Genomic DNA, 871 nt, shown 5'->3' on the forward strand with positions numbered 1-871 from the left:
TACCTGATGAACAATGCAACGTTGGTATTCAGTGTTAGGAAATGCTACCGCAATAGATTCTTTTATACCTGATAAACCATCAGCACACAGTATAAGAATATCAGCTACGCCTCTATTTTTTAATTCGTTCAAAACACTTAACCAATACTTGCTACTCTCATTTTCACCAATTTGAATAGAAAGAACCTCTTTTCTTCCTTCTTCATTTATGCCAAGGATAATATAAGCGGCCAGCTTACGAATAACATTATTATCCCTAACGGAAAAGTGAACTGCATCTATAAAAACAATTGGATATACACTAGAGAGTGGCCTATGTTGCCATGTTTCAATCTCTGGAAGAAGTTTATTTGTGATACCGGAAACCATACCTTCACTTATTTCGAATCCATAAATATCTTCAATCTGATCAGAAATTTGCCTGGTCGAAAGACCTCTTGAGTACATAGCGATAATCTTATCTTCTATACCTGAAATATCTTTTTGTCGTTTCTCAACAACCTTCGGTTCAAAAGAACTATCTCTATCTTGAGGGACATCAATTTCCATTTCACCATATTTACTTCGAATAGTTTTAGGCTTCTTTCCATTCCTTGAATTTGGAATATCTGTACGCTCATAAGGCGCATAGCCTAAATGGTTGTCCATTTCTGCCTCAAGCATAGATTGGATCGTTCCACCTAAAAGGTCCTTTAAGGCATCTTGAATATCCTCAGCAGATTGGATATCATACTCTTGTAGTAATGACGCTATAATGTTTTTCTTTCCTTCACTCATTGGTTCTCTTCTTTTTCCCATAATAAAACAGCCTCCTATGATTTTTTATTTTATCATAGAAAGCTGCATTTTACAGACTTTTCTTCACAGGCTC

At 35.7% G+C, this 871-nt stretch carries 1 protein-coding gene; it reads right to left on the minus strand.

From position 1 onward, the window contains the following. Nucleotides 1–798: IS256 family transposase (locus ACJDUG_RS17780; RefSeq protein WP_406771206.1), on the minus strand; the 798-nt coding region annotated here is incomplete at its 3' end. Nucleotides 799–871 lie beyond the last annotated feature (73 nt).

Origin of the sequence: Candidatus Clostridium stratigraminis, from assembly GCF_045310675.1 — a bacterium.
Classification (GTDB): domain Bacteria; phylum Bacillota; class Clostridia; order Clostridiales; family Clostridiaceae; genus Clostridium_AT; species Clostridium_AT stratigraminis.